Below are 9,226 nucleotides of genomic sequence, written 5' to 3' on the forward strand. Positions count from 1 at the left end.
CCTTGATGTGGTGCGACATCGTTGCTGCGCTGACGGCGTGGCATTCGTTCAGGATGCTGCAGGGCATGGGTTCGGCCCGTGTGCCGATCTCCTTCAAGATCTGCACGCGTCGCGGTTCGGCGAGCGCCCGGGAGATCAACCCCATCTGCCTTTCGCTCAAACGTATCGGCCCGGCATCCATGATTTTCATCGCAGTAAAAACGAAATCGGGTTGACCGCTTCTCGCGATCACGCCCTCGTCAGATATATGAATGTGCAATGGCCTTGGCAACCTTTACGGTCTGGCCATGCATTGCGGCGTGCAAAAGCCGCCGCTCTTTCCTTTCGCTTTACCGGCGGTGGGCGACGGCTTTGCTATCCTCGGATGATCAGAGGGTCACTTGCTTTTCAGCAGCCGCCATTTCGGTGCCGGCCAGCCCGTCTCGTTCATGCGGAAGAGCAGGCCATAGCGGGAATAGACGATCGCCGTCATGAAGGAAAACCAGCCGCCAAGCGCCAGGCCGGCGATGACGTCGCTCGGATAATGCGCGCCGACCATGACGCGGGTGATCGCCAGCCAAAGGGCGCAGGCGGCAAAGATGTAGCGATAGCGCGGGAACAGGAAGGCAAGCGCCACGAACAGGGCACCGATGGTGGTCGCATGGCCGGACGGGAAGCTTTCGAAGCCGGCACGACCATTGAAGGGCGAGAAACCAAAGGGTCCCCAATCGGCAAAATGCGTCGGGCGGGCGCGGCCGATGGCGCGTTTCAGCAGATTGGCGAGAAGGCCCGACAACACGATGGTCGTCAGCAGATAGCCGCCGATCTGACAGACGCGCAGTGCCCGACAGCGACAGCGCGGCGAATGCAGCAGACGGCTGCCGGCCCAGCCTTCGAAGAAGAGGAAAGCGCTGATGATGATGATCCAGCCGGAATCGCCGAAATTGGTCAGCATTTCTCCGAGAAACCGAAGGGAGGGCGACAGGCTTTTGATGGTCGCGCCGACAGGCCAATCGAACAGGAGGGCGGAGAGGAGGACGATGTTGGCGGTTAGGAAAAGGCAGATTTTCCAGTGAGACGGTGCAAGCGCCGCATTGGTTCGCCGCCAACGTCTGTCGAGAGACGTCAAGATCGCCTGCATAATCATCGCCTATTGTCGAATTTCCAATCGGCTCGACAGGTAACAGGTTGTTGTTACAGTTTTTCTAATTTTCTAAAAATTGACGACACGAGCCGAAGCGGCGATCGTGAGCTCAGACAAGCCTATCCTCGCTGCAACGAAAAAGCCCCATTCCGGCGAAGAATGAGGCTTTCCTGTTTCACGTGAAATATATCAGGCGACTTATGCCGACAGTGCCTTGAATTCGGCGAGGATGGCATCGCCCATTTCGGCGGTGCCGACCTGGCGGCTGCCAGGCGACATGATGTCGCCGGTGCGGATGCCGCTGTCGAGAACGTTGGCGATCGCCTTTTCCAGCGCGTCGGCTTCCGAAACCATGCCGAAGGAGTAGCGCAGGCACATGGCGAAGGAAGCGATCATGGCGATCGGATTGGCGATGCCCTTGCCGGCGATATCGGGTGCCGAGCCGTGCACGGGCTCGTAAAGCGCCTTGCGCTTGCCGGTCTTGGCGTCGGGTGCGCCGAGCGAAGCCGACGGCAGCATGCCGAGCGAGCCAGTGAGCATGGCGGCGACGTCGGAGAGCATGTCGCCAAACAGGTTGTCCGTCACGATGACATCGAACTGCTTCGGCTGGCGAACGAGCTGCATGCCGCCGGCATCGGCGAGCATGTGCTCGAGCTGCACGTCGGCATATTTTTCCTTATGCGTGGCGGTGACGACCTGGTTCCAGAGCACGCCTGATTTCATGACGTTGCGCTTTTCCATCGAGCAGACGCGGTTGCTGCGGGTGCGCGCCAGTTCGAAGGCGACGCCTGCAATGCGCTCGATCTCATAGGTGTCGTAGACCTGGGTGTCGATGCCGCGCTTCTGGCCGTTGCCGAGATCGATGATTTCCTTCGGCTCGCCGAAATAGACGCCGCCGGTAAGTTCACGGATGATGAGGATGTCGAGACCGTCGACCAGCTCCGGCTTCAGCGAGGAAGCCGATGCCAGCGCCGGATAGCAGATGGCCGGGCGCAGGTTTGCGAAAAGCTGGAGATCCTTGCGCAGGCGCAGCAGGCCGGCTTCCGGACGCACTTCATAGGGTACCGAATCCCACTTCGGACCGCCGACGGCGCCGAAGAGTACGGCATCGGCGGCAAGCGCCTTCTGCATGTCCTCTTCGGAGATGGCAGCGCCATGCGCATCATAGGCGCAGCCGCCGACAAGGCCCTCGTCCGTGACGAAGCCGGCATTCTTGGCTTCGTTCATATAGGCGATGATCTTGCGAACTTCGCCCATGGCCTCGGGGCCGATGCCGTCGCCCGGCAGGAGGAAAAGATTGCGCACTGTCATGGGAAAGCCTCCGCGAAAGAAAAAGTTGCGGGGTTTTTAGACCTGCAAATGCGGCTTTTCAAGCGAGGAAGAGGCCGAAACGGTACGGTTTTCGGGCTTTTGAGAGCAACCGCCCACCCTCGCCCTTGAGACGGCCTTACAGGCCTACTCAGGGTGAGGGCCGGTCTTTTGCGCTCGCTGGAGTCAATTCCACCCTCATTCTGAAGAGCACAGCCAAAGGCGGAGCCTCGAAGGACGAGGGTGGCCCCGATTTGGAAGCGGTGGAAAAGGATTGATCACTCAATGCAGCCAATGGCAGAAGTTGGGTAATCTTGGACCGGAAGTCAGGATTGAGGGCGTAATGAGCTGAAAGCCTGATGAGTAGATTAGCCCTCATGGTGAGGAGGCCGAAGGGCCGTCTCGAACCACAAGGGCGGGTGATTGATCCGCTTACTCAGCCAGTCCGAGCGAAGCGAGATAGGCTGATGATGCCGGGATCTTCGACTTGTCCTTGATCTCGATGATCAGGCGCGGATTGCTGTTAAGCTTGCCAAGGGCGGCAAAGACGGCGCGCCAGTGGATATTGCCTTCGCCAAGGCTCCAATGGCGGTCGGCATAGCCGTCGGCATCCTGCAGGTGGACATGCTGCAGACGGTTGCCGGCGGCGTGGACATAGTAGTCGACCGGCGGAGCGCCGGTGTAGCTATGGGCGTAATGGGCATGGCCGGTATCGATGGAAACGGCGACGGCGGACGAATAGAAGCTGTCGGCAAGACCGACGCGGATATGGGGGTCCTTGTCCTCGATATTCTCGATGACCATGGTGAGCCCGATGTCTTCGGCGCGCTTGACGGCATCCTTGAGCGTCAGATGCGTGTATTCGATGATCTTCTCGCGTTCGCCCTTGTTGTTGTCGAGATTGTTGTAGGACCACGACGTATAGGGGCTATGGATGACCATCTGCGTGGCGCCGATATTGGCGCAGACGTCGAGGGCCTGCAGCAGGCGCTTGGTGACGACGGCGCGGATATCCGGATCCTGCGAGGCAATGACGAAGCCCCAGAATGGGCCGTGGATGCCGAGCCGGCCCTGATGGCCATCGAGCAGCTTGCGGGCACGCTCGGCAAGCGGCTGCCAATCACCGTTGAGGATTTCGGCTTCGACGAAGCTCTGCAGCTCCAGGTCGCGCGGCTTTTCGAGCAGCCAGTTGCGATGGATTTCGACGTCGTCGAGCGTCATGGCGGCGCCGACAATGGGAAGGGAGGTCATGGAGGAGCTCCATTGCGTGGAGAGGATTTAAGGGCGGGAGAGAGGAGGCCCGAAGGGTCTCGGCACGCCTGTATGAACCCCCTTCTTGTCGATCGTATTACAGCGGGTGGGAAAGATGGTGTCTTTTATTTCGGCATGAAAAAAGCCGGGCTCAAGACCCGGCTTCGAAACGCTGGAGATAACGATGGACCGATCAGGCGGCCCAGGGGCGCGATGCGGCGTTCGTCTTTTCGAAAGTGTCGATCGCCGAAGACTTTTCCAGCGTCAGGCCGATATCGTCGAGGCCGTTCAGCAAGCAGTGACGCTTGAACTCATCGAGTTCGAACTTGAGCGAACCGCCATCCGGGCCGGTGATTTCGAGGTTTTCCAGATCGACCGTCAGGATGGCGTTGGAGCCGCGCGAGGCGTCGTCCATCAGCTTGTCGAGATCTTCCTGGCTGACCTTGATCGGCAGGATGCCGTTCTTGAAGCAGTTGTTGTAGAAGATGTCGGCGAAGCTGGTCGAAATGACGCAGCGGATGCCGAAGTCGAGGAGCGCCCAGGGAGCATGCTCACGCGAGGAGCCGCAGCCGAAATTGTCGCCGGCGACGAGGATCTTGGCGTTCTGATAAGCCGGCTTGTTCAGCACGAAATCCGGGTTCGGCGAACCATCTTCATTGTAACGGGCTTCGGCGAAGAGCCCCTTGCCGAGACCGGTGCGCTTAATGGTCTTCAGATAATCCTTCGGGATGATCATGTCGGTATCGACATTGACGACCGGGAGGGGCGCTGCGACGCCGGTCAACTTCACGAACTTGTCCATGGGGTCCTGCCTTCATTCTCGTCTAAGCACGAATTATCCTGCCAATAGAGCAAATCTGGCCCGAAATGAAGGAGAATCTTGGAAATGCTCTAAAACGCGGCGCTGTCGCCGTCCTTGCCCTTCACGACACGACCAGAACTCGGACAGATCGGCCGGCGCGTAGGCCGCCCTGCCTTCAATCTCAGAGATCGATGATGGTGCCGCGACCGTCGTTCCAGATGCGCATTTCGCGCTGGCCGTTCGTCTTGGCCTTGGCATGCACCGGCGCCGGCTTCATGCGCAGCGAAATCGCACGCGCCGCCATGAGCACGGTCAGGATACCGCCGACGGCAAGCGTGACCGAAACGGTAAGCAGCGCCATGGCTGCAAACACGGTGATACCGGCAAGCGCGATGAACAGGGAACGGATATTCTGCATGGTCGAGACCTCTCTACTCCCAGGAATGTGGTCTTCTTCACTGTCATCTGCAAGAGGAGCATGGCTTTTTGTTGACTTGCCTGCCGATTAAAAGCGCGGCAAAACGGTACTATGAGCGAAATCTCCCCTTCCCGCCCTGCCCGTCTGCGCCGTTCGGTCCTAAGCGTTCCCGCCATCAACCGCCGCGCGCTGGATAAGCTTTCGAGCCTCGATTGCGATGCCGTCATCTTCGATCTAGAGGATTCCGTCTCGCCGGAGAAGAAGGCCGAGGCACGCGACAACTTGCGGGCATTCTTCGCTGCATCGCCGCTTCCCGGCAAGGAGCGGATCATCCGCATCAACGCGCTTTCTTCCAATTTCGGGGCCGACGATCTGGCGCTGGTCGTGGCGCTGGAACCGGATGCGGTTCTGCTGCCGAAGGTCGACGAGCCGCAGGACGTGACTGGTGTCGGCGACCGGCTTGCAGAAGCCGATGCGCCGGAAAGCCTGCGCATCTGGGCGATGATCGAGACGCCGCGCGGCATCCTGAATGCGGCCGCGATCGCCGGGGCAGGTCGTACCGCCGGCAGCCGGCTCGACTGCTTCGTCGTCGGTCTCAACGACCTCAGAAAGGAAACGGGCGTTCTGCCGCTGCCCGGCCGCAGCTATGTCGTGCCCTGGCTGATGCAGGTGATGTTGGCGGTCAGTGCCTATGGGCTCGAAGCTATCGACAGCGTCTTCAACGACTTCAGGGATGCGGAGGCATTCGCGGCCGAATGCGGCCAGGGTATTGCCATGGGCTTTGTCGGCAAGATGCTGATCCATCCGAGCCAGATCGAGATGGCCAATCGGCACTTCGGCCCGGATGAAGCCGCCATTGCCGAGGCCGAAGCGATTATCGCCGCCTTTGCCGAACCGGGCGCCGAAACTCTCAACGTCGTGAATATCGGCGGGCGGATGGTGGAGCGGCTGCACCTTGTCCAGGCGGAAAGACTGGTTCATAAAGCCCGCCTGATCGCGCAGCGTTCCGGCGCGGCCACAACGCCTCGCACCGACGTCTGATGGTCAAATTGTCTGGCCAAATAAGAAAGATGCCTTGATGAAACTCTATCGCTTCCTCACCGGCCCCGATGATGCATCCTTCTGCCACAAGGTGACTGCGGCGCTGAACAAGGGCTGGGAGCTGTCGGGCTCACCGACCTATGCCTTCAATGCAGCGGCCGGCCGGATGGAGTGCGGCCAGGCTGTCGTCAAGGAAGTCGCCGGCAAGGATTACGATCCGGAAATGAAGCTTTCGGAGCAGTAAGCGCCGGGACAGATCTCGTCGAAGATTTATAATTTCCCCGGTCGCTTTGCGGCCGGGTTGGTCTCACCGATCCGTCGCTTCCTCGGCGCTCGCTTCGATACGCTCCATATCCTCGTCGCTCAGGCCGAAATGATGGCCGATCTCGTGGATCAGGACATGGGTGATGATGTCGCCGAGGGTTTCATCGTTTTCAGCCCAATAATCGATGATCGGCCGGCGGTAGAGGCGGATCTTGTTCGGCATGTCCCCGGTCTGGGCGGTGAAGCGCTCCGAGATGCCGCGGCCTTCGAAGAGGCCGAGCAGGTCGAAAGGCGTTTCCAGCGCCATGTCTTCGAACACTTCGTCGTCGGGGAAATCCTCGATGAGGATGACGAGGTCGCCGGTGAGCGAGCGAAATTCGTCCGGCAGGTGGCTGTAGGCCTCCATAGCCAGAGATTCGAATGCGCTGATTGAGGGCGCGTGGCGGTCCCGCCAATCTTCGCTCTGGTCAATGCGAGCCATGAATGCTTCCTTCCTTGGCTGGTCATATAGAGACTTTGCGCTGCTTTTACGAGAGCGGATTCGGACAAAGGAATATTTTCTTATAAAATGGTGTTGACTCTTTTTCCGACCTCTGGAATCCATAAGAACATAACAGGAACATTATCGATCTGGAGTGAACGTCATGGCCGAGGCTGCCGTGGCGCGGGAAACGCTTTTTGCCCTGCGTGAAACCATTGCTCGACTGGAAGGCAGGCCGATACCGGCACTGGCCGCGGCGGCGCATGAAACGCTGGCACAGACGCCGGCCGGGGGGACGGCAGACATTGCAAAGCTCCAGCCTACGCTTGCGCAGCCGCTCCTTCCGATCGGTGTCGACGAGCTTGATGCGGCGCTGCAAGGCGGTCTGCCGCTCGATGCGCTGACGGAAATCCGTTCGCTCGGCCTGCGCGATGCCGGGGCTGCGAGCGGCTTTGCACTTGCGCTTGCGGCGAGGCTGCATGCGCGAGCATCGGATACGGCCGCGGCCAAGTCTCGCGTCCTGTGGATCGGCGATACGGTTGCGACGATGGAGGCTGGCCTGCCTTATGCCATCGGCATCAGGGATTTCGGGCTGGAGTCTCAGGCTTTCCTGCAGGCAACGCCGCGCAAGCTCGACGATGCGCTCTGGGTGGCGGAAGCGGCTCTTGGCAGTGCTGCCTTTGCCGTCGTCATTCTGGAAGTGCGCGGCAATCCCGCCCGTTTCGGTCTGACCGAAAGCCGGCGGCTGGCGTTGAGGGCCAAGGCGGCGGGGCGGCCCTTGTTTCTGTTGCGACAGGGAGGCGAGGAGGAAGCAAGCAGCGCCCTCTTCCGCTTTTCCGTCGAACCCGCGCCGGCGCCGGCGCGGCCCCTGCCGGACGGATCGGTGCTTGGCGGCAGCATCGGTCACCCGGCCTTTCGTCTGACCTTGGAAAAGAGCCGCAACCCGGCGCCTCTTTCCATAACCCTGGAGTGGAATGCCCATGACCGCCGCTTTGCCCCTATCCTCGACATTCAATGCCCTGCCTTTCCCGGCGAACACGCAGCGCATTCTGGCGCTGACCTTTCCGCATCTGCCGACCGACCGGATCGCGCGCAAGCGGTGGGGTCTGTCCTGGCGTTCGACAGGCCGGCTTGAGGCACCGCCGCTCGCCTGTGCCGGCAAGCTCAACAACGCCATGCGGCTGACCGCACTCAACGAGCGGGCGGAGACGATCGGCTTGAAGGCGGGCCAGGGCGTGGCCGAGGCGAAGGCGATCTGTCCCGATCTCGATGTAATCGAAGAAGATCCAGCGGCGGATCGCAAGCTTCTGGAAGCAATCGCCGACTGGTGCGACCGCTATACGCCGCTGGTGGCGATCGACGGCAAGGATGGACTGTTTCTCGATATTACCGGCTGCGCCCATCTCTTCGGCGGCGAAGAGGCGCTGCTGGAGGATATCCTCATCCGGATTTCCCGGCTGGGCTTCGATGTGCGCGGTGCCATTTCCTCCTCGCCCGGCCTCTCCTGGGCCGTGGCCCGCTTCGACGATAGCCGCATCGTTCCTCCGGAAGCCATGGAAGAAGCCCTGGCGCCCCTGCCGGTGGCGTCTCTGCGACTCGGTGAGGAGACCGTCGCAGCCTTGCAGAAGATGGGCCTGAAGCAGGTGGGAGACCTTCTGGCTGCACCACGCGCGCCGCTTGCCCGCCGTTTCGGTGCGCAGCTGCTGCTGCGGCTCGACCAGGCCGTCGGCCTTGCCGAGGAACCGATTTCGCCCCGCCGGCCGGTCGCGCAATTGTCGGCCGAGCGGCGGCTGCCCGAACCGGTGCAGGCGGAAGCCGATATCCTGCAGCTGGCCGGCCGGCTTGCCGAAACGCTGAAGCCGGCGTTGGAAGCGCGAGGTGTCGGCGGCCGTTCCTTCGAACTTCTGCTTTTCCGTGTGGATGGAGCGGTCTTCCGCGTTGCCGCCGGCGCATCGCAGCCGCTGCGGGAACCAAGCCGGATCGCCAGCCTGTTCACAGAGCGCTTCGGCGCCATTCATGACGATCTCGATGTCGGCTACGGCTTCGAGATCGTCCGTCTCAATGTGCTTCAACATGCGGCTTTCGATGCGATGCAGGGCGATTTCGTCGGAGAGGGCCGCCAGGATAGTTCGCTTTCAGCCTTTGTCGATCGGGTGGCCGCACGGCTCGGACCGGATTGCCTGCAGGGCTTCGAATTGCGGCAGAGCCATATCCCCGAGCGGGCCGTACGGCCGCTGCCGGCCATGACCCTCCTCGCTTCGATGCGACGCACAGGTAAGGAGGATGCCGGGCATGGCTTCCTCCGCGGCGAACGGCCGCTGCGGCTGTTTCGCATGCCGGAACCGATCGAAGCTATTGCCGCCGAAGTGCCCGATGGCCCTCCCCGGCAGTTCCGCTGGCGACGGGTCATGCATCGGGTCAGCCGGGCCGAAGGGCCGGAGCGGCTTTCGGCGGAATGGTGGGTCGAGGAAAAGGAAGAGCCTGCCCGCGATTATTTCCAGGTCGAGGATGAGGAGGGGCATCGTTTCTGGCTGTTCC

At 61.2% G+C, this 9,226-nt stretch carries 11 protein-coding genes; 5 read left to right on the forward strand and 6 right to left on the reverse strand.

Annotation, left to right across the window (positions count from 1 at the left end):
• Nucleotides 1-215: hypothetical protein (locus tag Q4Q11_RS29200; protein WP_498571658.1), on the forward strand; the 215-nt coding region annotated here is incomplete at its 5' end.
• Nucleotides 216-376: 161 nt separating this feature from the next.
• Here Q4Q11_RS29200 and lpxE read toward each other — a convergent pair.
• The 5 genes from lpxE to Q4Q11_RS29225 form a co-directional block, all read right to left on the reverse strand.
• Complete coding sequence (gene lpxE, locus Q4Q11_RS29205; RefSeq protein WP_113213421.1) at nucleotides 377-1,120, reverse strand: lipid A 1-phosphatase LpxE; 744 nt, start codon at nucleotides 1,118-1,120, stop codon at nucleotides 377-379.
• 201 nt (nucleotides 1,121-1,321) lie between these two features.
• A complete protein-coding gene (gene leuB / locus Q4Q11_RS29210) occupies nucleotides 1,322-2,434 on the reverse strand; it encodes a 3-isopropylmalate dehydrogenase (protein WP_113213382.1) in 1,113 nt (370 codons plus the stop codon).
• Nucleotides 2,435-2,863: 429 nt separating this feature from the next.
• The gene (locus tag Q4Q11_RS29215) at nucleotides 2,864-3,682 is read right to left on the reverse strand and encodes a sugar phosphate isomerase/epimerase family protein (RefSeq protein ID WP_498571659.1); all 819 of its coding nucleotides are present in this window, start codon (nucleotides 3,680-3,682) and stop codon (nucleotides 2,864-2,866) included.
• 193 nt (nucleotides 3,683-3,875) lie between these two features.
• Nucleotides 3,876-4,484 carry a 3-isopropylmalate dehydratase small subunit gene (leuD, locus tag Q4Q11_RS29220; RefSeq protein WP_112505076.1) on the reverse strand — a complete coding sequence of 203 codons (609 nt, stop codon included), beginning with the start codon at nucleotides 4,482-4,484 and terminating at the stop codon, nucleotides 3,876-3,878.
• A gap of 181 nt (nucleotides 4,485-4,665) precedes the next feature.
• The gene (locus Q4Q11_RS29225; RefSeq protein ID WP_112505073.1) at nucleotides 4,666-4,902 is read right to left on the reverse strand and encodes a hypothetical protein; all 237 of its coding nucleotides are present in this window, start codon (nucleotides 4,900-4,902) and stop codon (nucleotides 4,666-4,668) included.
• 111 nt (nucleotides 4,903-5,013) lie between these two features.
• Between Q4Q11_RS29225 and Q4Q11_RS29230 the strand changes: the two genes are divergently transcribed.
• Both Q4Q11_RS29230 and Q4Q11_RS29235 read left to right on the forward strand, forming a co-directional pair.
• Nucleotides 5,014-5,943 (forward strand): HpcH/HpaI aldolase/citrate lyase family protein, encoded by a 930-nt coding sequence (locus Q4Q11_RS29230; RefSeq protein ID WP_113223133.1) that lies wholly within the window; start codon nucleotides 5,014-5,016, stop codon nucleotides 5,941-5,943.
• Between the two features lie 37 nt (nucleotides 5,944-5,980).
• Nucleotides 5,981-6,187 (forward strand): DUF1737 domain-containing protein, encoded by a 207-nt coding sequence (locus Q4Q11_RS29235; RefSeq protein WP_113223132.1) that lies wholly within the window; start codon nucleotides 5,981-5,983, stop codon nucleotides 6,185-6,187.
• Nucleotides 6,188-6,250: 63 nt separating this feature from the next.
• Here Q4Q11_RS29235 and Q4Q11_RS29240 read toward each other — a convergent pair whose 3' ends face one another.
• On the reverse strand, nucleotides 6,251-6,688 hold the full coding sequence (locus Q4Q11_RS29240; protein WP_113213388.1) for a metallopeptidase family protein: 438 nt from the start codon (nucleotides 6,686-6,688) through the stop codon (nucleotides 6,251-6,253).
• 163 nt (nucleotides 6,689-6,851) lie between these two features.
• Between Q4Q11_RS29240 and Q4Q11_RS29245 the strand changes: the two genes are divergently transcribed.
• Nucleotides 6,852-7,823, forward strand: coding sequence for an ImuA family protein (locus Q4Q11_RS29245; protein ID WP_498571660.1), 972 nt, complete (start codon nucleotides 6,852-6,854; stop codon nucleotides 7,821-7,823).
• A gap of 40 nt (nucleotides 7,824-7,863) precedes the next feature.
• Nucleotides 7,864-9,226, forward strand: a 1,363-nt coding sequence (locus Q4Q11_RS29250) for a Y-family DNA polymerase (RefSeq protein ID WP_498571661.1), incomplete at its 3' end; no start/stop codon positions are given.

The organism is Rhizobium sp. UFLA01-1127, from assembly GCF_059803845.1.

Bases quoted from the DNA above. Each gene is read 5' to 3' on its own strand.
- lpxE (WP_113213421.1), bottom strand. From the start codon at position 1,120: ATGCAGGCGATCTTGACGTCTCTCGACAGACGTTGGCGGCGAACCAAT.
- leuB (WP_113213382.1), bottom strand. From the start codon at position 2,434: ATGACAGTGCGCAATCTTTTCCTCCTGCCGGGCGACGGCATCGGCCCC.
- Q4Q11_RS29215 (WP_498571659.1), bottom strand. From the start codon at position 3,682: ATGACCTCCCTTCCCATTGTCGGCGCCGCCATGACGCTCGACGACGTC.
- leuD (WP_112505076.1), bottom strand. From the start codon at position 4,484: ATGGACAAGTTCGTGAAGTTGACCGGCGTCGCAGCGCCCCTCCCGGTC.
- Q4Q11_RS29225 (WP_112505073.1), bottom strand. From the start codon at position 4,902: ATGCAGAATATCCGTTCCCTGTTCATCGCGCTTGCCGGTATCACCGTG.
- Q4Q11_RS29230 (WP_113223133.1), top strand. From the start codon at position 5,014: ATGAGCGAAATCTCCCCTTCCCGCCCTGCCCGTCTGCGCCGTTCGGTC.
- Q4Q11_RS29235 (WP_113223132.1), top strand. From the start codon at position 5,981: ATGAAACTCTATCGCTTCCTCACCGGCCCCGATGATGCATCCTTCTGC.
- Q4Q11_RS29240 (WP_113213388.1), bottom strand. From the start codon at position 6,688: ATGGCTCGCATTGACCAGAGCGAAGATTGGCGGGACCGCCACGCGCCC.
- Q4Q11_RS29245 (WP_498571660.1), top strand. From the start codon at position 6,852: ATGGCCGAGGCTGCCGTGGCGCGGGAAACGCTTTTTGCCCTGCGTGAA.